The 19,697-nt window shown below is 73.3% G+C and carries 16 protein-coding genes and 1 tRNA gene; 13 read left to right on the top strand and 4 right to left on the bottom strand.

All coding sequences use genetic code 11. The annotated features are described in order from the left end of the window. The 3 genes from GPA02_RS18840 to GPA02_RS14270 form a co-directional block, all read left to right on the top strand. The coding region (locus GPA02_RS18840) for a hypothetical protein (protein WP_420809362.1) at positions 1 to 607 on the top strand (607 nt) is incomplete at its 5' end. Positions 608 to 684: 77 nt separating this feature from the next. Continuing rightward, positions 685 to 1,293 (top strand): glyoxalase, encoded by a 609-nt coding sequence (locus tag GPA02_RS14275; protein ID WP_156200789.1) that lies wholly within the window; start codon positions 685 to 687, stop codon positions 1,291 to 1,293. A 65-nt stretch (positions 1,294 to 1,358) separates the two neighbouring features. Beyond that, a complete protein-coding gene (locus GPA02_RS14270; protein ID WP_156200787.1) occupies positions 1,359 to 1,781 on the top strand; it encodes a DUF1801 domain-containing protein in 423 nt (140 codons plus the stop codon). A 72-nt stretch (positions 1,782 to 1,853) separates the two neighbouring features. On the opposite strand, the gene GPA02_RS14265 is transcribed toward GPA02_RS14270, so the two are convergent. Next, positions 1,854 to 1,927 (bottom strand) — tRNA-Leu (locus tag GPA02_RS14265). Between the two features lie 175 nt (positions 1,928 to 2,102). On the opposite strand from GPA02_RS14265, the gene GPA02_RS14260 reads away from it, so the two are divergent. The 4 genes from GPA02_RS14260 (at position 2,103) to GPA02_RS14245 (ending at position 7,554) form a co-directional block, all read left to right on the top strand. Beyond that, a complete protein-coding gene (locus tag GPA02_RS14260; protein WP_156200785.1) occupies positions 2,103 to 3,767 on the top strand; it encodes an ABC transporter substrate-binding protein in 1,665 nt (554 codons plus the stop codon). Between the two features lie 93 nt (positions 3,768 to 3,860). Further along, positions 3,861 to 4,865, top strand: a complete 1,005-nt coding sequence (locus GPA02_RS14255) for an ABC transporter permease (RefSeq protein WP_156200783.1) — start codon at positions 3,861 to 3,863, stop codon at positions 4,863 to 4,865. Beyond that, positions 4,862 to 5,824 carry an ABC transporter permease gene (locus tag GPA02_RS14250; RefSeq protein WP_156200781.1) on the top strand — a complete coding sequence of 321 codons (963 nt, stop codon included), beginning with the start codon at positions 4,862 to 4,864 and terminating at the stop codon, positions 5,822 to 5,824. The genes GPA02_RS14255 and GPA02_RS14250 overlap by 4 nt, the downstream gene beginning before the upstream one ends. After that, the gene (locus GPA02_RS14245; RefSeq protein ID WP_156200779.1) at positions 5,821 to 7,554 is read left to right on the top strand and encodes a dipeptide ABC transporter ATP-binding protein; all 1,734 of its coding nucleotides are present in this window, start codon (positions 5,821 to 5,823) and stop codon (positions 7,552 to 7,554) included. Before GPA02_RS14250 ends, GPA02_RS14245 begins: the two co-directional genes overlap by 4 nt. Before the next feature lie 308 nt (positions 7,555 to 7,862). Here GPA02_RS14245 and GPA02_RS14240 read toward each other — a convergent pair whose 3' ends face one another. Continuing rightward, on the bottom strand, positions 7,863 to 9,206 hold the full coding sequence (locus GPA02_RS14240) for an NAD(P)/FAD-dependent oxidoreductase (protein ID WP_240134060.1): 1,344 nt from the start codon (positions 9,204 to 9,206) through the stop codon (positions 7,863 to 7,865). Between the two features lie 49 nt (positions 9,207 to 9,255). Then, on the bottom strand, positions 9,256 to 10,107 hold the full coding sequence (locus GPA02_RS14235) for a uracil-DNA glycosylase (RefSeq protein WP_156200777.1): 852 nt from the start codon (positions 10,105 to 10,107) through the stop codon (positions 9,256 to 9,258). A gap of 233 nt (positions 10,108 to 10,340) precedes the next feature. Here GPA02_RS14235 and GPA02_RS14230 point away from each other — a divergent pair, with 233 nt between their 5' ends. From GPA02_RS14230 to GPA02_RS14205, 6 genes are all read left to right on the top strand, one after another. Beyond that, positions 10,341 to 11,840: a xanthine dehydrogenase small subunit gene (locus tag GPA02_RS14230; protein WP_156200775.1), complete on the top strand. Its 1,500-nt coding sequence runs from the start codon at positions 10,341 to 10,343 to the stop codon at positions 11,838 to 11,840. After that, positions 11,837 to 14,284 (top strand): xanthine dehydrogenase molybdopterin binding subunit, encoded by a 2,448-nt coding sequence (gene xdhB, locus GPA02_RS14225; protein WP_156200773.1) that lies wholly within the window; start codon positions 11,837 to 11,839, stop codon positions 14,282 to 14,284. Before GPA02_RS14230 ends, xdhB begins: the two co-directional genes overlap by 4 nt. A 1-nt stretch (position 14,285) precedes the next feature. Beyond that, entirely contained in the window at positions 14,286 to 15,092 is an 807-nt protein-coding gene (gene xdhC, locus GPA02_RS14220; RefSeq protein ID WP_156200771.1) for a xanthine dehydrogenase accessory protein XdhC, read from the top strand. Continuing rightward, positions 15,092 to 16,420: a guanine deaminase gene (locus GPA02_RS14215; protein ID WP_156200769.1), complete on the top strand. Its 1,329-nt coding sequence runs from the start codon at positions 15,092 to 15,094 to the stop codon at positions 16,418 to 16,420. The genes xdhC and GPA02_RS14215 overlap by 1 nt, the downstream gene beginning before the upstream one ends. A 120-nt stretch (positions 16,421 to 16,540) precedes the next feature. Beyond that, the gene (locus GPA02_RS14210) at positions 16,541 to 17,992 is read left to right on the top strand and encodes an NCS2 family permease (RefSeq protein ID WP_156200767.1); all 1,452 of its coding nucleotides are present in this window, start codon (positions 16,541 to 16,543) and stop codon (positions 17,990 to 17,992) included. 62 nt (positions 17,993 to 18,054) lie between these two features. Then, on the top strand, positions 18,055 to 18,723 hold the full coding sequence (locus GPA02_RS14205) for a hypothetical protein (RefSeq protein WP_156200765.1): 669 nt from the start codon (positions 18,055 to 18,057) through the stop codon (positions 18,721 to 18,723). Position 18,724: 1 nt separating this feature from the next. Here GPA02_RS14205 and GPA02_RS14200 read toward each other — a convergent pair whose 3' ends face one another. Beyond that, on the bottom strand, positions 18,725 to 19,690 hold the full coding sequence (locus tag GPA02_RS14200) for a Ppx/GppA phosphatase family protein (protein ID WP_156200763.1): 966 nt from the start codon (positions 19,688 to 19,690) through the stop codon (positions 18,725 to 18,727). Positions 19,691 to 19,697: the final 7 nt, after the last annotated feature.

Below are 19,697 nucleotides of genomic sequence, written 5' to 3'. Positions count from 1 at the left end.
CGGAGCACAGCCCGCGCACGTCGCGGGTCCGCTGCCCGCGCAGCCGCCGGCCGCCGCCCCGGCACCCGCCGGCCCGCGGCACGGGCCGGGCTGGCGCCTCGTCTACGGCGGGTTCATGGGCGTCCTCGTCGTCGCCTGCATCGTGGTCGGCGTCCTGCTGGCCGTACGCGCCGGCAGCGAGCCGAGCTTCACCGGGCCTGCCGTCGAGAACCTCCAGGCCGCGCCGAACTCGGCCGGCGTCTACCATGTGACGGTCCCGGACGGGCTGCCGATCCCCGACGACGTCGAGTCCCGGGTGCTCGAGACCGGCACCGGCACGCCGCTGCCCGAGGCCCTGCAGGTCGACGTCTCGACCGACACCGCGTCCTGGCAGGAGGGCGAGACGTTCTCGCTCAACCCGATGGAGTCGGTCAACCTCGGCACGACGGTGACGCTCACGCCCGAGGAGCTCGCGGCGGCGATCGGCCAGGACGTCGCCGACATGCACGGCGACGACGTGCTGCTCGTGGCCGCGCCGGTCGGCTACTTCGCCAACCAGCACCCCGAGCTGGGCATCACCGACAGCGACGCCAGCGTCGTCGTCGTCAAGATCGTCTCGGTGCTGTGAGGCCCGCCCGGCGGGCCGCCGGACGACCGGTCAGGAATCGAGAAGCGACCTCGCGACGCCGTCCCTAGCGTGGCGGCATGACCACCACCGTCGAGACCGTCGTCATCGAGTCGGCCACCGCCGACGACCGCACCGAGGCGTTCTTCCGCGCACTCGGGCTGCAGGAGCGCGTGCGGGTGCGCCCGGGCGCGCCCGGCAGCGGGTTCCGCGGTTTCACCGTGTCGCTCGTGCTGGACCAGCCCTCCTCCGTGGACGCCACTGTGGCTGCCGCGCTCGCCGCGGGCGGCACCGAGGTGAAGCCCGTGTCACGGTCGCTGTGGGGGTACGGCGGCACCGTGGCGGCCCCCGACGGCACGGTCGTGACCGTCGCGTCGGCGCAGAAGAAGGACACCGGCCCCGCGACGAGCGAGATCCAGCAGCTCGTGGTCCAGCTCGCCGTCGACGACGTCGCCACGAGCACGGCGTTCTACGCCGAGCGCGGCGTCGGCACCGGGAGGAGGTTCGGCCGTCGCTACGCCGAGCTCGACACTGCGCCGGTCGCCGTCACGCTGAACCGGCGCGCCGCGCTCGCGAAGGCGGCGGGCGTGCCCGCCGAGGGCGACGGTGCCCCCGGTGTCGTGCTGCAGGCCGGCACCGATCCGTTCACCGATCCGGACGGCGTCGTCTGGGAGCCCGTGACGCGGTGACCGGTCGCACCTAGGCTCGACGGCGCGTGCCACCGCCGGCGCGCGCCGCGGCACCGAGGTCCGCCATGGCGGAGACGAGGACGACCGCGCCCAGGCTGCTCTCGGGCGGCAACCCGCAGATCCCCAAGGGCGACGGCGAGAGGCCGGTCCGCGACGACGTCGCCGCCATGCCTGGCTGGAAGCGCGCCGTCGGCAAGCGCCTCGACGAGCTCCTCGTCCGGGCGGTCCCGGGCGTGCGGCAGGCTGTCCGCTGGAACCAGCCCTGGTACGGCGCCGGCGACGAGGGCTGGTTCGCCTCCTTCCGGTGCTACGGCGACGACGTCCAGCTGCAGCTGCTGCACGGGACGTCGCTGGACCCGCGGCCACCGAAGGCGTCGGAGCACGAGGGCGTGCGCTACCTCGACATCCACGAGGGCGACGACGTCGACGACGCGCTGCTGACGTCGTGGTTCGAGCAGTCCGCGCGGCTGCCCGGCGCCTCGATCTGAGCCGGGCGAGGCCGTCGAGCGCGGCGGCCCCCGCCCGCCGACGGCGTCCGGACGGCGCCGACGGGCACGCCGTGCCCCCACCGGGGCTCGAACCCGGACTGCGCCGATTTTAAGTCGGCTGCCTCTGCCAGTTGGGCTATGGGGGCGCGTCCGAGGCTAGGCCACGACGCCGTCGGACCGGTGCGGCGGTGCGGGTGCGCACGGTGTTTCCGCGAGGTTGCAGTTCGGTCACCATGAGCCGATCTGGTCCGCGCGCCCTCCGGCGCCGTTCTAGTGTGTCGGCTTCGAGTGAGACCCATTCGAAGTACGAGAAGGAGCACCATGCGAAGGACCGCGAAGTGGGCTGCCGTAGCAGCCGCAGCCACGCTCATCCTCACCGGATGTGCGTCCCAGCGCGATGACGACGGCGGCGGCGAGACCGGTGGCGGCGACGGCAGCACCGGCGGCGGCGAGGTGACGTTCACCTTCGCGTCGTCCTCCGACCCGAGCTCGCTCGACCCCGCGTTCGCCAGCGACGGCGAGTCGTTCCGCGTCGCCCGCCAGATCTTCGAGGGCCTCGTCGGCACGGTCCCCGGCACCGCGGACCCCGCACCGCTGCTCGCCGAGTCCTGGGACGTCAGCGACGACGGCCTCGAGTACACGTTCCACCTGGTCGAGGGCGTGAAGTTCCACGACGGCACCGACTTCAACGGCGAGGCGGTCTGCTTCAACTTCGAGCGCTGGAACAACTTCACCGGCGTCGCCGCCTCGGAGAGCCTGTCCTACTACTGGGGCAAGGTGAACGGCGGCTACGCCGAGGACGGCAACGGCAAGTACGAGTCCTGCGAGGCGCCCGACGAGACCACCGCCGTCGTGCGGCTCTCCTCGCCGCTGCCCGAGCTGATCGCGGCGCTCTCGCTGCCCGCGCTGTCGATGCAGTCGCCCACCGCGCTGCAGGAGTACGACGCCGACAACGTCGGTGGCCAGTCCGACGCCCCGGTGCTGCCCGAGTACGCGCTCGAGCACCCGACCGGCACCGGACCGTTCGTGTTCGACTCCTGGTCGCCCGGCGAGCGCGTCGTCCTCACCGCCAACCCCGACTACTGGGGCGAGCAGGGCGAGGTGACCCGCGTCGTCTTCCCGATCATCGACGACCCGACGGCCCGCCGTCAGGCGCTCGAGGCCGGTGACATCGACGGCTACGACCTCGTCGGTCCCGCCGACGTCGTCGCGCTCGATGAGGCCGGTTACGAGATCGTGAACCGCGACCCGTTCAACATCCTGTACCTGGGCATGAACCAGGCGGTCCCGGAGCTCGCCGACGTCCGCGTCCGGCAGGCGATCGCGCACGCGATCGACCGCGAGGCGCTCGTGGCGGCGACGCTGCCCGAGGGCACCGAGGTGGCGACGAACTTCGTGCCGCCGTCGGTCGTGGGCTGGAACGACGACGTCCAGACCTACGAGTTCGACCAGGACGCCGCGCGCGACCTGCTCGCCGAGGCCGGCTTCGCCGACGGGCTGACGATCAACTTCACCTACCCGACCAACGTGTCGCGGCCCTACATGCCCACCCCGGTGCAGGTCTTCGAGCGGATCGCCGCTGACCTCGAGGAGGTCGGCATCACGATCGAGGCCACGCCGCTGCCGTGGTCGCCCGACTACCTCGACCGCATCCAGGGCGGCTCCGACCACGGGCTGCACCTGCTCGGCTGGACCGGCGACTACAACGACACCTACAACTTCATCGGCGTCTTCTTCGGCGGGCAGTCGATGGAGTGGGGCTTCGACAACCCCGAGCTGTTCCAGATGATCAACGACGCACGCGTGCTCCCCGACATCGAGGAGCAGACCGCGGCCTACGAGGAGGCCAACGCCGCGCTGCTGGAGTTCCTGCCCGGGCTCCCGATCGCGCACCCGGTGCCGTCGCTCGCGTTCCGCGAGGGCGTCGTGTACCCGGCCTCGCCGGTGCAGGACGAGGTCTACAACATGGTCGAGCTGCCGGACTGACGCACCGCGTCAGCCCCGCCCGCTCGACCGTGACCTGACCGCCGCCGCGCCGCCCCGGGACCCCCGGGGCGGCGCGGGGCTCGCGAGGACCCCGTGCTCCGACTGATCCTGCGCCGTCTGGCGCTGCTCGTGCCGACCCTGTTCGGCCTCTCCGTGCTGCTCTTCCTCTGGGTGCGCGCGCTCCCCGGCGGCCCCGCGGCCGCCCTGCTCGGCGAGCGCGCCACCCCCGAGGCCGTCGCCGAGATCAACCGCCTCTACGGCTTCGACCGCCCGCTGCACGAGCAGTACGTGCGCTACCTGGGCCAGCTGCTCCAGGGCAACTTCGGCACCTCGTTGACGACCCGGCGGCCGGTGATGGAGGAGTTCACCAACCGCTTCCCCGCCACCGTGGAGCTGACGATCTGGGCGATCCTCATCGCCGTCGTCGTCGGCATCGCGCTCGGCTACGTCGCCGCTCGCCGGCACGGCAGCCTCGTCGACAACGCCGCGGTCGTGGCGTCGCTGGTCGGCGTGACCGTGCCGGTGTTCTTCCTGGCGTTCATCCTCAAGTTCGTCTTCGCCGTCCGGCTCGGCTGGTTCCCGAGCACGGGCCGGCAGTCCAACGACATCGACGCCACCCACTACACGAACCTGTACGTGCTCGACGGCATCCTCACCGGGGAGTGGGACGCCGCGTGGGACGCCGTGCTGCACCTCGTGCTGCCGGCGCTGGCGCTGGCCTCGATCCCGCTCGCGATCATCGCGCGCATGACCCGCTCGTCGGTGATCGAGGTGCAGAGCTCCGACTACGTGCGCACCGCCGTCGCGAAGGGCCTGCGGCCGCCGCGGGTGCGCAACCGGGTGCTGCTGCGCAACGCGCTGCTGCCGGTCGCCACGACGATCGGCCTGCAGGTCGGGCTGCTGCTGTCCGGGGCCGTGCTCACCGAGACGGTCTTCTCCTACCCCGGCATCGGCGGCTTCCTCGCCACCGCGATCTCCAGCGCCGACTACCCGGTGCTGCAGGGCTTCATCCTGCTGATCGCGCTCGTGTACGCCCTCGTCAACCTCGCCGTCGACATCTCCTACGGCATCATCGACCCCCGCCTGAGGACACGATGACCGCGACCCCTCCCCCCGCCGAGCCCGTCGTCGACGCGGCTCCCCCGCCCGAGCCCGGCGGCTCCGACACCCGACCCGGCAGCAAGCGCGACGGGCAGAGCCTGTGGCGCCAGGCGTTCCGCCGCATGCGGACCAGCCCGATCGCGATCCTCGGCGCCGTCATCGTGCTGGCGTTCGTGCTGGTCGCGCTGCTGGCGCCGTGGCTCGCCCCCTACCCCGCGCAGGCGACGCCCGGGCGTGACCTCATCCGGCCGACGATGATCCCGGGGCCGTCCGCGGAGTTCCCGCTCGGCCTCGACCGGTTCGGCAGCGACGTGCTGAGCCAGCTGATATGGGGAGCGCGCGCCTCGCTGGTGATCGGCGTCGTGTCGACGCTGCTCGGCCTCGCCGGCGGCGTGGCCGTCGGTCTGCTCGCGGGCGCGTTCGGCGGCTGGGTCGACACCGCGGTGATGCGGTTCGTCGACCTGATGCTGGCGATCCCGTCGCTGCTGCTGGCGGTGTCGATCGCGGCGATCGCCGGCCAGAACAACACCTCGATCATCATCGCGATCGGTGTCGTGCAGATCCCGATCTTCGCGCGGCTGCTGCGCGGCTCGATGCTCGCGCAGCGCAAGGAGGACTACGTGCTCGCGGCCCGCTCGCTCGGGCTGACGCGCGGCACCGTGACGATGTCGCACGTGCTGCCGAACTCGCTCGGCCCGGTGATCGTGCAGGCGACTCTCGTGCTCGCGACGGCGGTCATCGAGGCGGCCGCGCTGTCGTTCCTCGGGCTCGGCGGCGGCCGTCCCACGGAGGCCGAGTGGGGCCGCATGCTCACCGGCGCGCAGGCCGAGCTGTCGATCGCACCGCGGCTCGCGCTGCTGCCGGGCCTGTGCATCTCGATCACCGCGCTCGGGTTCACGCTGCTGGGCGAGTCGCTGCGCGAGGCGCTCGACCCGCGGATGAGGAGGCGTCGATGAGCGCGCAGGACGACGCGGTGACCACACCACGCGACGACGAGGCGCCCGCGCTGCTGCAGGTGCGCGACCTCGAGGTCACGTTCACGACCGACGCCGGCCCGGTGGTCGCGGTCAGCGGCGTCAGCTTCGACGTCCGCGCCGGGCAGACGGTCGCGATCGTCGGCGAGTCTGGCTCCGGCAAGTCGACGGTCGCCGCCGCCGTGCTGGGGCTGCTGCCGCGCAACGGCCGGGTCACCGCCGGATCGGTCACGCTCGACGGGCAGTCGCTGCTGGGGCTCTCGCAGCGACGGCTGCAGCGGCTGCGTGGCCGCGTGCTGGGCCTGGTGCCGCAGGACCCGATGACCAACCTCAACCCGACAGCGACGATCGGCCGCCAGCTGGTCGAGACGCTCGAGGACACCGGGACCGCGTCGGGCAAGGAGGCGCGGGACCGCGCCGTCGAGCTGCTGACCGAGGCCGGCATCGGGCAGGCCGAGGAGCGCATCGCCGCCTACCCGCACCAGTTCTCCGGCGGCATGCGGCAGCGCGCGCTGATCGCGATCGGCCTGTCGGCCTCCCCCGAGCTGCTCGTCGCCGACGAGCCGACCTCGGCGCTCGACGTCACCGTGCAGCAGGTCGTCCTCGACCGTATGGAGCAGCTGACGGCGGCCCGCGGCACCGCGGTCATGCTCATCACGCACGACCTCGGTCTGGCGGCCGACCGCGCGTCGGACGTGCTGGTGATGTACCGGGGCGAGCTGGTGGAGTCCGGGCCGGCGCTCACGCTGCTGCGGGAACCGACCCACGAGTACACCAAGCGGCTGCTCGCCGCAGCGCCGTCGCTGGCCTCGCGACGCATCGAGATCGCCAAGCAGACGGGTGCGGAGGACGCCGTCGAGGGCGACGACCTGCTCGCTCGCACCGACGGCCACGAGACCGGGACCGACGAGCCCCCGCTGATCCGGGTCGAGAACCTCCGCAAGGTCTTCCCGGGGGCCCGGCGCGGCCTGTTCGGGCGCGAGCCCGACGTCGTCGCGGTCGACGACGTCAGCTTCGACATGCCGCGCGGCCGCACGGTCGCGATCGTCGGCGAGTCCGGCTCGGGCAAGTCGACGGTCGCGCGGATGCTGCTGCACCTGCTGGAGCCGACCTCGGGCCGCGTGCTGCTCGAGGGCCAGGAGGTCGACGCGCGGCGCCAGGCCGACGAGATCGCGTTCCGGCGGCGCGTGCAGCCGGTGTTCCAGGACCCGTACTCCTCGCTGGACCCGCTGTTCACGGTGTTCCGCACGATCGAGGAGCCGCTGCGTGCGCACGGCTACGGCGACGCCCGCACCCGGTCGCAGCGGGTCTACGAGCTGCTCGACCAGGTGGCGCTGCCCGCCGCGATGGCGCGCCGCTACCCCGCCGAGCTCTCCGGCGGCCAGCGGCAGCGCGTCGCGATCGCCCGCGCCCTGGCCCTGCAGCCCGACGTCGTCGTGTGCGACGAGGCGGTGTCGGCGCTCGACGTGATCGTGCAGTCGCAGATCCTGCACCTGCTCGCGGACCTGCAGGAGCGGCTGGGGCTGACCTACCTGTTCATCTCCCACGACCTCGCGGTGGTGCGGCAGATCGCCGACCACACCTGCGTCATGGAGAAGGGCAGGATCGTCGAGCAGGGCCCGACGGACGTCGTCTTCGACTCCCCCGAGGAGCCCTACACCCAGCGCCTCCTCGCCGCCATCCCCGGCCGGTCGTTGGAGCTCAGCCTGTAGCGGCCCCCACCCACCCCGCCCACCGGCCCACTTTCACCGCACTTTGGAACACGGGCAGGTTTCACCGCACTGTGGAACACGGGCTGGTTTCACCGCACTTTGCAACACGGGCGAATCTCACCGCACGTGTTGCCCTGCCCTCGTCTCACGGCACCGCGCCGCGCCGCACGCTGGCACGGTCGCTCGGGGCGCCGCCGATCACGTTGCAAAGCGCGGTGAAAGTCGCCGGTGTTGCAAAGTGCGGTGAAAGTCGCCGGTGTTGCAAAGTGCGGTGAAAGTCGCCGGTGTTGCAAAGTGCGGTGAAACCGCTACTGGTGGCGGGGCTGGTCGCCGGCGGCCGCGGCGACGAACTCGGCGCGGGGTGAGGAGAAGCTGCCGAGCGCGACCATCTCGCGGCGGAACAGCAGCGCCGTCGTCCAGTCGAGGATGATGCGGACCTTGCGGTTCAGGGTCGGCATCGCCCACATGTGGTACGTGCGGTGCATGAACCACGCGAGCGGGCCGCGGAGCTTGATGCCGAACGTCTGCGCGACGCCCTTGTAGAGGCCGAGGGAGGCGACCGTGCCCAGGTTCGCGTGGCGGTACTCCTCGAGCGGCTCGCCGAGGATGTGCCGGGCCAGGTTGGCGCCGAGGTGACGTCCCTGGCGGACGGCGTGCTGCGCCGTCGGTCCGCACAGCGCACCCGGTTCGCCGGTGAGGTCCGGGACGGCGGCGTTGTCGCCGGCCGCCCACGCGCCCTCGATCACCTGGCCGTCGGCGTCGACCACCTGCAGCTGGGCGTTGGTGCGGACGCGACCGCGCTCGTCCAGCGGCAGGTCGGTGACGTTGAGCGCCGGGTTGGCCTTGACGCCGGCGGTCCAGACGAGCGTGTCGCTCTCGAAGCGGTCGCCGTCGGAGGTCTCGATGTGGCCGCCGACGCACGACTCGAGACGGGTGTTGAGCTTGAGGTCGATGCCGCGGGCGCGCAGCTGCTCCAGCGCGTACCCGCCGAGCTCCTCGCCCACCTCGGGCAGGATCCGGCCCATCGCCTCGATGAGCACGAACCGCAGGTCCTCCGGGCGGATCGAGTCGAAGTCCTTGCAGGCGTTGCGGGCCATGTCCTCGACCTCGCCGAGCGCCTCGATGCCGGCGAAACCGCCGCCCACGAACGTGAAGGTGAGCAGCCGGCGGCGAAGCGCCGGGTCCCACACCGAGCTGGCGGCCTCCATCTTGCCGAGCACGGCGTTGCGGAGCGCGATCGCCTCCTCGATCTGCTTGAAACCGAGCCCGAACTCGGCCAGCCCGGGGATCGGCAGCGTGCGCGCGACCGCGCCGAGGGAGGTGACGACGTGGTCGTAGGAGACCCGGTACGGCTCGCCCTCCAGCGGCGTGACCTCGGCGACGCGGTTGGCGTGCTCCAGCCTCGTCACGCGCCCGGAGAGGATCGTGCAGCCCTTGAGGGTGCGCCGCAGCGGCACCACCACGTGACGTGGCTCGAGGTTGCCGGCCGCCGCCTCCGGGAGGAAGGGCTGGTAGGTCATGTAGGAGCGGGGGTCGACGACGACGATGGCCGCCTCGCGCCGGCCGAGCCGCTTGCGCAGGGCCATCGCGGCGTACAGGCCGACGTAGCCGCCGCCGAGGACGAGGATCCTGGGTACCTTGCGGGGGGTCACTCCTCCAGGCTATGTCGCATCACGCCCGATGGCGTGTGTGATCGGACACCTAGCCCCGCTCCCCCAGCGCTCGCGCGCGCAGCAGCACGTCGTCGAGCATCGCCTCGGTGAGGCGGCCCGTGAAGGTGTTCTGCTGCGACACGTGATAGCAGCCGAGCACCTGCACGCGGCGGCCGTCGGGCGAGACGACGTCGATCTCGACGCCGTGGCCGAACGCCGGCCGCGGCCGCGGCACGGCCCACCCCAGCGCCCCGAGCGCGGCGAACGTCGCCTGCCAGGCGATGCCGCCGAGAGCGACGACGGCCGCCACCGACGGCGTCACCAGCTCGATCTCGCGGTGCAGCCAGTGGGCGCAGGTGCGGCGCTCGTCGGGCGTCGGCTTGTTGTCGGGCGGCGCGCAGCGGACGGCGGCCACGACCCGGGCGTCGCGCAGCTCGAGCCCGTCGCCGGCGTGCACCGAGGTCGGCTGCGTCGCGTACCCGGTGCGGTGCAGGGCGGCGAACAGCCAGTCGCCGCTGCGGTCGCCGGTGAAGACGCGGCCGGTGCGGTTGGCCCCGTTGGCCGCCGGGGCGAGCCCGACCAGCAGCAGCCGGGGCCGCTCGTCGCCGAAGCCGGGTGCCGGCCGCCCCCAGTAGGGCTGTTCGGCGAACGAGCGGCGCTTGGTCACCGCGACGTGCTCGCGCCACTCCACCAGCCGCGGGCACGCCTCGCACACGCTGCTGCGGGCGTCGAGGACCGGCAGCGCGTCGCTGCCCCGAGCCAGGCGCTCGACGTCGCGCTCCTTCCGGGCGACCGGGGTGCCGGCGTCGGCCGGGTCGCCGGGCCAGCCGGTGCCCGGCGGCACCGGCGACGGGAACGGCTGCCCGGTGAGCGGGTGCGGCAGCGGGGCCGGGTCGACCATCACGCCACGCTAGCCGCCCACGGGGTGGGCGGCAGCGGTGCGCCGCGGGACCTGCTCGCGACGCGCGTCGGAAGTGGATGTCACGATGCGGAATCGAACTTCCACTGAAGGCTTCCCAACCGTCGCCTGGGCGTGTAGCCTCGCCGCAGGCCGCGGTTGTTCGCATGGATAACCAGCCGCGGAAGGCGACTGCGAACCATGCGCGAGCAACGACGCGCGCGATGGGAGTGGTCATGACCGACATCGAGATCACCGTCAACGGTGAGCGGCGCCGCGGCGACGCCAGCACCGCTGCCCCGGTGACGGCGGCCACGACCACGCTCGACTGGCTGCGCGGCCTCGGCCTGACCGGCGCCAAGGAGGGCTGCGCCGAGGGCGAGTGCGGCGCGTGCTCGGTGCTGGTCGCCCGCCCCGACGGCGCCGGCGGCACCCGCTGGACCGCCGTCAACTCCTGCCTGGTGCCCGTCGGGTCGCTCGACGGCGGCGAGGTCGTCACCGCGGAGGGTCTCGGCGGTCCCACGGCGCTGCACCCGGTGCAGCACGAGATGGCCGTGCGAGGCGGCTCGCAGTGCGGCTACTGCACGCCCGGCTTCGTGTGCTCGATGGCGGCGGAGTACTACCGCCCGGACCGGCGCCCGGTCGAGGACCCCGACAGCACCACCCCCGACACCGGCACCGAGGCGGTGCAGGAGGCGCTCGACGCCCACGAGGTCGGTCCGAACGGGTTCGACCTGCACGCGCTGTCGGGCAACCTGTGCCGCTGCACGGGCTACCGCCCCATCCGCGACGCTGCCTACGCGCTCGGCGAGGTCGGAGCCGACGACCCGCTCGCGGCACGTCGCGGCGAGCCCGCACCCGCGCCGAGCCGCACCGTCATCGAGGGCGAGCACCCGTTCCTGCGCCCCGCCGACCTCGCGGAGGCGCTGGCGGCGCTCGCCGAGGTGCCCGGCGCGGTGCTGGTGGCGGGAGCCACCGACTGGGGCGTCGAGAACAACCTGCGCCACCGCCGCGCGCCGCTGCTCGTGGCGATCGACCACCTGCCCGAGCTCCGCGGCCTGCACCGTGGCGAGAACGTGCTGGAGATCGGTGCCGCGCTCACGCTGTCGGAGATCGAGCAGCGGCTCGCGGGCTCGGTGCCGCTGCTCGCCGACCTGTTCCCGCAGTTCGCCTCCCGGCTCATCCGCAACGGCGCCACGCTGGGCGGCAACCTGGGCACCGGGTCCCCCATCGGCGACTCGCCGCCGGTGCTGCTGGCGCTGGACGCGCGCCTCGTGCTGACCTCGGTCCGCGGCGAGCGCGAGGTGCCGCTGGCCGAGTACTTCACGGGCTACCGCACCAGCGTGCGGACCGACGACGAGCTGATCCGCGCGGTGCGCGTGCCGCTGCCGCTGCTGCCGCGCACGAGCTTCCTCAAGGTCGCCAAGCGCCGTTTCGACGACATCTCCTCGGTCGCGGTCGCGATCGCCGCGGACCTCGACGGCGGGGTGGTGCGCCAGGTGCGGATCGGGCTCGGCGGCGTGGCCGCGACGCCGGTGCGCGCGCACGCGACCGAGGCGGCGCTGGAGGGCCGGCCCTGGGACCTCGAGACCGTCACCGCCGCGGCGGCCGTGCTCGCCGGCGAGGGCACACCGATCGACGACCACCGCGCGAGCGCCCGCTACCGCGCCGCCATGCTCGAGCAGAGCCTGCTGCGCTTCTACGACACCACCTCTCGAGAGGGGGCGCTGGTATGACCGCCGGGACGAACCCGCTCGCCGACCGCCCGGAGGGTGCCGTCGTCGGCGTCGAGGTGCCGCACGAGTCCGCGCGCCTGCACGTCACCGGCGCGGCGCTCTACACCGACGACCTGGTCGCGCGCACCCAGGGCGCCCTGCACGCCTGGCCGGTGCAGACCGCCGTCGCGCACGGCCGCGTGACGGCGATGCGCACCGAGGCCGCGCTCGCCGTCCCTGGCGTCGTGCGGGTCCTCACCGCGGCCGACGTCCCCGGCGTGAACGACGCGGGCGTCAAGCACGACGAGCCGCTGTTCCCGACCGAGGTCTGCTACATGGGCCACGCGGTCGCGTGGGTGCTCGGCGAGACGCTCGAGGCCGCCCGTCTCGGCGCGGAGGCCGTCGAGGTCGACGTCGAGCCGCTGCCGGCGCTGCTGACGCTCGCCGAGGCGATCGAGGCCGGCTCGTTCCAGGGTGCGGCGCGCACGGTGTCGCGCGGTGACGTCGAGGCGGGTCTGGCGCGCGCCACGCACCGGTTCTCGGGCGAGCTCGAGATCGGCGGGCAGGAGCACTTCTACCTGGAGACCCACGCGGCGCTCGCGCTGGTCGACGAGGCGGGTCAGGTCTTCGTGCACTCGAGCACCCAGCACCCGAGCGAGACGCAGGAGATCGTCGCGCACGTGCTGGGGCTGGCGAGCAACGAGGTCACGGTGCAGTGCCTGCGGATGGGCGGCGGGTTCGGCGGCAAGGAGATGCAGCCGCACGGGCTGGCCGCCGTCGCCGCGCTGGGCGCGACGCTCACGGGCCGCCCGGTGCGGCTGCGGCTCAACCGCACCCAGGACATGACGATGACCGGCAAGCGGCACCCGTTCCACGCCGTCTGGGAGGTCGGGTTCGACGACGACGCCCGCATCACCGCGCTGCGCGCCACGCTGACCTCCGACGGCGGTTGGAGCCTCGACCTGTCCGAGCCGGTGCTCGCGCGGGCGCTGTGCCACATCGACAACGCGTACTGGATCCCGGACATCGAGGTGCACGGGCGGGTCGCGCGCACCCACAAGACCTCGCAGACGGCGTTCCGCGGGTTCGGCGGCCCGCAGGGCATGCTGGTCATCGAGGACCTGCTCGGCCGGGTCGCTCCCGCGCTGGGGCTGCCGGCCGAGGAGCTGCGGCGCCGCAACTTCTACTCCCCCGGCCAGAGCACGCCGTACGCGCAGCCGGTGCGGCACGCGGAGCGGATCGTCGAGATCTGGGACCGGCTGCGCGCGACGAGCGAGCTCGAGACCCGGGCGGCCGCCGTCGAGCGCTTCAACGCGACCCACGAGCACGTCAAGCGCGGGCTCGCGATCACCCCGGTGAAGTTCGGGATCTCGTTCAACCTCACCGCGTTCAACCAGGCCGGCGCGCTCGTGCACGTCTACAAGGACGGCTCGGTGCTCATCAACCACGGCGGCACCGAGATGGGCCAGGGCCTGCACACGAAGATGCTGCAGGTCGCGGCCACGGCGCTCGGGGTGCCGCTGTCGCTGGTGCGGCTCGCCCCGACGCGCACCGACAAGGTGCCCAACACCTCCGCGACCGCGGCCAGCTCGGGCGCCGACCTCAACGGCGGCGCTGTGCAGGACGCGTGCCGCCAGATCGTCGACCGGCTCCGGGTGGTCGCGGCGCAGGCGCTGCACGTCAACCCGCACGACGTCCGCTTCCACGACGGCGCCGTCACCGGTCTCGGCAGCGCCGCGACGCTGTCCTGGGCCGAGGTCGTGGGGCTGGCGTACGTGCAGCGGGTGCACCTGTCGGCGGCCGGCTACTACCGCACCGAGGGGTTGCACTGGGACGCCGAGCGCATGCAGGGCTCACCGTTCAAGTACTTCGCCTACGGCGCCGCGGCGACCGAGGTCGAGGTCGACGGGTTCACCGGCGCCTACCGCACGCTGCGCACCGACATCGTCCACGACGTCGGTGACTCGCTGTCGCCGCTCATCGACCTGGGTCAGGTCGAGGGCGGGTACGTGCAGGGCGCCGGCTGGCTGACGCTGGAGGAGCTGCGCTGGGACACCTCCGACGGACCGACGCGCGGCCGGCTCGCCACCCAGGCGGCGTCGACCTACAAGCTGCCGTCGTTCTCGGAGATGCCGTCGGACCTGCGCGTGGAGTTCTTCGAGCGCGCGCACGAGAGCGGCGTCGTCTACGGCAGCAAGGCCGTGGGGGAGCCGCCGCTCATGCTCGCCTTCGCGGTCCGCGAGGCGATCCGGCAAGCATGCGCCGCGTTCGGCCCGGCCGGGCACGTCGTCGACCTCGGCTGCCCGTCGACGCCCGAGCAGGTGTTCTGGGCCGTCCAGGAGGCGCGCCGTGCCGCGGCGGCGCGCCCCGAGCGCTCCCACGCTGCGCCCACCCGCGCCGGTGTGCCCGACGACGGCGCCCGTCCGGCCCCGGCGGCGCCCGCCCCGGCGCACGTGGAGGCGTGACGTGGACTGGGTCGAGGCGGTCGCGACGTTGCGCGCCGAGGGGGTCGCGCACGTGCTGGTCACGGTCATCGAGGTGCGCGGGCACGCGCCGCGCGACGCCGGCACGAAGATGGTCGTCTCCGGGGCGAGCACCTGGGGCAGCATCGGCGGCGGCAACATGGAGATCACCGCGGTCGAGCGAGCACGCGGGATGCTGGCGCAGCGCGCGGAGGGCCCCGAGGTCGTCGAGTTCGGTCTGACCGAGCACGCGAGCACCGAGCACGGCCGCCAGTGCTGCGGCGGCCAGGTGCGGGGGCTGCTCGAACCGATCGGGGTCCGGCCGACGGTCGCCGTCTTCGGGCTCGGGCACGTCGGGCACGAGCTCGCCCGCATCGTCTCCCGGCTCGACGTCGCCCTCCACCTGGTCGACTCCCGCGCCACGATCCTCACGCCCGAGCAGCGCGCCGACCTCCAGGGCGGCAGCGCCTCGGTGCGGTTCCATCACCCGCCGGCGCCGGAGTCGGTGCTCGCCGGCGACCTGCTGCCCGAGGACGCGCACGTGCTGGTGCTCACCCACGACCACGCCGAGGACATCGCGATCTGCGACGCCGCGCTGCGACGCCCGCTCGGCTCGATCGGGCTCATCGGGTCGCGCGCCAAGTGGGCCCGGTTCCGCGTGCGGCTGCACGCCGCCGGACACGACGACGCCGCGCTCGAGCGCATCACCTGCCCGATCGGCGTCGGTGACATCACCGGCAAGCAGCCGGCGGTCATCGCCGTCAGCGTCGCCGCCGACCTCCTCCGCACCCTCCAGAAGGCGAGCACCTGATGTCCACGCTGTTCCGCGCCCGCGTCGTCGACGCCCCGACCGGGCCGCTGGGCGCCGCGCGGCTGCGAGCGGACGACGACGCCGCGCTGCTCGTGCGCGACGGCGTCATCGTGGCGCGCGGGCCGTGGTCGCAGGTCGCGGGCTCGCCCGAGGCCGGCGGCGCCGATGTCGTCGACGTGCGCGACGGGTTGATGCTGCCCGGCTTCGTCGACACCCACGTCCACCTGCCGCAGGTGCGGGTGATCGGCGGGCTCGGCCGGCCGCTGCTCGACTGGCTCGAGCACCGTGCGCTGCCCGAGGAGGCCCGCATGGCCGACCGCGGCTACGCCGAGGAGGTCGCCGGCGAGCTGCTCACCGGGCTCGCCTCGGCCGGCACGACGACGGCCCTGGTGTTCGGCGCGCACTTCGCCGACGCCGTCGACGCCCTGTTCGCGGCCGCGGAGCCGACCGGGCTGCGGATCGCCGCCGGGCTGGTCACCGGGGACCGGCTGCTGCGGCCGGAGCTGCACACGGACGCCGAGACGGCGTTCCGGCAGGGTCTCGACCTCGCCGGCCGCTGGCACGGGCGCGGACGGCTGCGCTACGCCGTCACCCCGCGGTTCAGCCTGGCCGCGGGCGAGGAGCTGCTCGCGAGCAGCGCCGCCCTGCTCGACGCGGTGGAGGGCAGCGTCTTCACCACCCACATCAACGAGAACCCGCGCGAGGTCGCCACCGTCGCCGAGCTGTTCCCGGGCACCCGCGACTACCTCGACACCTACGACCGGCACGGGTTGGTGCGCCGCACCTCGGTCTTCGCCCACGACGTCCACCCGACCGACCGCGAGCTCGCGCGGCTCGCCGAGACCGGTGCGGCCGTCGCGCACTGCCCCACGTCGAACGCGGCGCTGGGGTCGGGCCTGTTCCCGCTGCGGCGTCACGTCGAGGCCGGGGTGCGGGTGGCGCTGGGGTCCGACGTGGGCGGCGGCACCGGCTTCTGCCTCATGAAGGAGGGGCTGCAGGCGTACTTCGCCCAGCAGCTGCTCGGCGAGGCAGGGCTGCCGCTGCAGCCCGCCGACCTGCTGCACCTGGCGACTCGCGCCGGTGCGGAGGCGCTCGGGCTCGACGACGTCGGTCACCTCGGCGTCGGCATGCAGATGGACGCGGTGCTCGTCCGGCCGACCGCCGGCAGCACCCTCGATGTCGCGCTGCGTCACGCGGAGTCCGCGGACGACGCCGTCGCGAAGGTGTTCGTGCTGGGGACCCCGGCCGACATCGCTTCGGTCTGGGTCGGCGGCGCCGCCCCGGGCACCCCCGACCGACACCCGGCCCCTGCCGTGACCCACCCGTAGACGAGAGGCGTCACGCACGGCACGTCGCCGTCACGGACGACGGCGACGACCACACCTGGAGGGGCACTAGTCTGCGGCCACCGGGCCCCCGGCACCGCACCGTTCTGCACAGGAGCACCCATGGCAACACGCACCGAGACGACCCAGCCAGAGGAGCAGGAGACGGCCGAACCGAGGCCGACCTCGTTCGTCGACCGGTTCTTCGAGATCACCAAGCACGGCTCGACCGTGCCGCGCGAGCTGCGCGCCGGGCTCACGACCTTCCTGGCGATGAGCTACATCATCTTCGTCAACCCGGACGTGCTCTCGAACGCGATCGAGATCGACGGCGTCTCCAACGTCTTCACGCAGCTGGTCATCGTCACGTGCATCGCGGCGGCGTTCGGGTCGCTGGTGATGGGCATCGTGGCCCGCTACCCGTTCGCGCAGGCGCCCGGCATGGGCCTGAACGCGTTCTTCGCGTTCACGGTCGTCATCGGCATGGGCTACACGTGGCAGCAGGCGCTGGCCGCGGTGTTCATCTCGGGCGTGCTGTTCGTCGTCCTCAGCGTCATCGGCGCCCGCAAGGCGATCGTGCAGGCGCTGCCGATGTCGCTCAAGCTCGCCATCACCGCGGGCATCGGCGCGTTCCTGGCGCTGATCGGCATGAAGAACGCGGGCATCGTCGTCGCGAACGACGCCACGGCCGTCGCGCTCGGCGACTTCGGCTCGCCCACCGTGTGGCTGGCGCTGCTCGGCCTCGTCATCACGGCGATCCTCATGAAGCTCAAGGTCACCGGCGCGATCCTGTGGGGCATCCTCGCCACGACCGCGATCGCGATCGTCTTCCGGCTGGCGGTCTACGTCGACGGCGACAACCTGGTGCCGTTCGCGGGTTTCGGCGACGGCATCGTCGCGCTGCCGTTCTGGCCCGGCGACCTCGCCTTCCAGATGGACTTCGGCGGGCTGTTCAACCCGGGCCACCTCGACGTGAGCCCCGGCATGCTGGTCACCTCGGCGATCACCGTGATCCTCACGTTCTTCGTCGTCGACTTCTTCGACGCGACCGGCACGCTGACCGGCCTGGCGCACCGTGCAGGCTTCATCGACGAGAAGGGCGACATGCCACGCGCCAAGACGCTGTTCTCGATGGACGGCCTCGCCGCCATCTTCGGCGCCGCGATGGGCACCTCGACGACGACGGCGTACGTCGAGTCCGCGGCCGGTGTCGAGGAGGGCGGCCGGTCCGGCCTGACGGCGGTCACCACCGGTGGTCTGTTCGTCGTGGCGATGTTCTTCTGGCCGCTGGTCGGCGCGGTGCCGAGCGCGGCGACGTCGCCGGCCCTCATCCTCGTCGGTGCGCTCATGATGGAGGGCGTCAAGGGGATCGACTGGAGCGACGTCTCCGAGGGTGTGCCGGCGTTCCTCACGATCGTGACGATGCCGTTCACGTACTCGATCGCGAACGGCGTCTCGTTCGGCATCATCTCCTACGCCCTGATCAAGGTCTTCACCGGCCGGTTCAAGGAGAGCAGCTGGCTGCTGTACCTCCTCGCCGCGCTGCTGATCGCGCGCTACATCTGGCTCGAGTAGGACGTCCTCGACGATCCCTGCACCCCCGGCAGCGACGACCGCGCATGGCACGATCGTGACCCATGCAGACGACATGGCTGGTCCCCGTGCTCGTGGTCGCTGTCGGGGGTGCGCTCGTCGCGGTGGTCGCAGCGGTCGTCCTCGCGCGCCGGGCGAGCGGCTCCTCGGCGGACACCGACATCGTCGCCGGGCGGGCCCCGTTCGCGGCTGGCCCGCCCGGGCCGGAGCTGCTGCGGCGGCTGGGGCTGACCGGGCTCGTCAGGCGAGCGAGCGGGGTGGTGCGGTGGCGGACCGAGGGACGCGAGGCCCTCGCGGCTCGCACCGACGGCCGCGGCTGGGCGACCACCCGCGGTGCGTGGCGCGCGCGCTCGACGACCTCCGGGATCGCCCACTCGCTCGTGGCGGTGCGACTGCCGGGGTCGCTGCCGACCATCAACGTGGTCGGCGACGGCGTCACCGCCTCGCACGTCGACGTCGAGTCGAGCGCGTTCAACCAGGCGCGCGACATCCGCACCGACGACGACCGGCACGCCCACGCCGTGCTCACGCCGCGGGTGATCGCCCTCGTGCAGCAGCTGCCCGACGACGCGACGGTGCAGGCGATCGGCGACCACCTGATCAGCGTCCGGCCCGGCGTCCCCGCCGCGGACGAGGTGCTGCGACGGGCCACCCTCCTCGCCCAGGTCGCGGACGCGATCCCCGCCTTCGTCTACGAGGATCTCGGCGACTGAGTCAGGCGAGCCGGCCCAGCACCGACAGCGCGATGCCGTCGAGGATGTCGTGCTCGCTCGCGACGACGGTGTCGATGCCGCTGTCGGCCGCCACCCGGCGCACCACCTCGGCCCAGACGAGCGCGCCCGCCCCGATGACGTCGACACGCCCCGGGTGCATGTAGGGCAGCGCGGCGCGCTCGGCGCGCGTGGCGTGCAGCAGCTCCTCGCACGCGGCGAGGACGTCGGCGACCGGCAGCCTGGCGCCGTTGATCGCCTCGGGGCGGTAACGGTCGAGGTGCAGCGCATGGGCGGTCACGGTCGTCACCGAGCCGGCGACGCCGACGAGCGTGCGCACCCCGCCGAGCGGGACGACGGCGGCGCCGGACTCGAGCGCGTCGCGCACGTCGCGCTCGGCCGCGGCGATCTCCTCGGCGGTGGGCGGGTCGGTGGCGAGGTGCCGCTCGGTCATCCGCACGCAGCCCATGTCCAGCGACGTCGAGGCGGTCGGCGGGCCGGCGGTCGGGCCGACGTCGCCGAGGACGAGCTCGGTGGACCCGCCGCCGATGTCGACGACGAGCGCCGGGCCGTCCTCGGGCGCGAGCGCACGCACGGCACCGGCGAAGCTCAGCGCCGCCTCCTCGGTGCCCGAGATGACCTCGGGCTCGACGCCGAGCCGCTCGCGGACCCCGTCGACGAACACGTCGCGGTTGCGGGCGTCGCGCGTCGCCGACGTCGCCACGAACCGGACCGCCTCGACGCCGTGCTCCTCGCACAGCGCGGCGTAGGTGTCGGTCGCCGCCAGCGTGCGCTCGAGCGCCTCGGGCGCGAGCTCACCCGTGCGGTCGACGCCCTGGCCGAGCCGCACGACCTCCATGAGGCGGACGACGTCGCTGAGCTCCGCGGCTCCGTCCGGCCCGGTCGTGGCGTCAGCGACGAGGAGTCGGATCGAGTTGGTCCCGCAGTCGATGGCTGCCACGCGTGTCACGGGCCCT

The sequence above is a fragment of the Actinotalea caeni genome (assembly GCF_009733795.1).
GTDB classification, from domain to species: domain Bacteria; phylum Actinomycetota; class Actinomycetes; order Actinomycetales; family Beutenbergiaceae; genus Pseudactinotalea; species Pseudactinotalea caeni.
The sequence above is the reverse complement of the archived record's forward strand: the minus strand, read 5'-3'. Positions and strand labels throughout refer to the sequence as shown.

Excerpts from the sequence above, each read along its gene's own strand:
- GPA02_RS14235 (WP_156200777.1), bottom strand. The coding sequence starts at position 10,107 with ATGGTCGACCCGGCCCCGCTGCCGCACCCGCTCACCGGGCAGCCGTTC.
- GPA02_RS14250 (WP_156200781.1), top strand. The coding sequence starts at position 4,862 with ATGACCGCGACCCCTCCCCCCGCCGAGCCCGTCGTCGACGCGGCTCCC.
- GPA02_RS14260 (WP_156200785.1), top strand. The coding sequence starts at position 2,103 with ATGCGAAGGACCGCGAAGTGGGCTGCCGTAGCAGCCGCAGCCACGCTC.
- GPA02_RS14230 (WP_156200775.1), top strand. The coding sequence starts at position 10,341 with ATGACCGACATCGAGATCACCGTCAACGGTGAGCGGCGCCGCGGCGAC.
- GPA02_RS14205 (WP_156200765.1), top strand. The coding sequence starts at position 18,055 with ATGCAGACGACATGGCTGGTCCCCGTGCTCGTGGTCGCTGTCGGGGGT.
- GPA02_RS14245 (WP_156200779.1), top strand. The coding sequence starts at position 5,821 with ATGAGCGCGCAGGACGACGCGGTGACCACACCACGCGACGACGAGGCG.
- GPA02_RS14215 (WP_156200769.1), top strand. The coding sequence starts at position 15,092 with ATGTCCACGCTGTTCCGCGCCCGCGTCGTCGACGCCCCGACCGGGCCG.
- GPA02_RS14275 (WP_156200789.1), top strand. The coding sequence starts at position 685 with ATGACCACCACCGTCGAGACCGTCGTCATCGAGTCGGCCACCGCCGAC.
- GPA02_RS14270 (WP_156200787.1), top strand. The coding sequence starts at position 1,359 with ATGGCGGAGACGAGGACGACCGCGCCCAGGCTGCTCTCGGGCGGCAAC.
- GPA02_RS14210 (WP_156200767.1), top strand. The coding sequence starts at position 16,541 with ATGGCAACACGCACCGAGACGACCCAGCCAGAGGAGCAGGAGACGGCC.
- xdhB (WP_156200773.1), top strand. The coding sequence starts at position 11,837 with ATGACCGCCGGGACGAACCCGCTCGCCGACCGCCCGGAGGGTGCCGTC.